1 pseudogene is annotated in these 454 nt (G+C 58.6%); it reads right to left on the reverse strand.

The window, feature by feature from the left end:
• Positions 1-365 (reverse strand): annotated as a pseudogene (locus tag ACWUKX_RS31015) (helix-turn-helix domain-containing protein); the annotation flags it as partial.
• Between the last annotated feature and the right edge of the window lie 89 nt (positions 366-454).

The raw sequence follows: 454 nt of genomic DNA on the forward strand, positions 1-454 counted from the left end.
CTGCTCGACGGCGATCAGCGTCTTTTTTTGTGACTGAGCTTCTCGGCATGCACGAATTCCCACACCGAACGGTAGTCGACCTTCAGGCCACGCTCGCCAAGTTCGGCCACAAGGCCGCGCAAGGTGAAGTCCCTGTCGTGACAGCGTTCGATCAGCCAGTCGCGCCACGCTCCCGAGAGCTTCTTCGGTTTGTAGCCGCCGACCTGGCGAGGCGCAGCACTGCCAGTCTCTTCGACACGCTTAAGCCACTCAATGGCCGCGCTATAGCTAACGCCAAATCGAGCCGCCGCCGCACGTCGCGAGAGCCCATCGGTCTTGACCGCGGCTAAAACCCGCTCGCGAAGGTCCATCGAATATCCTGCCATCCAAACTGGCCTCCTCCCAGCATGAATGTTGAATCAGAACTGCGATGATTTGGGAATCCCACGACTCTTACAAATCTCATCCCGCTCTA

The sequence above is a fragment of the Mesorhizobium sp. f-mel genome, assembly GCF_053850215.1.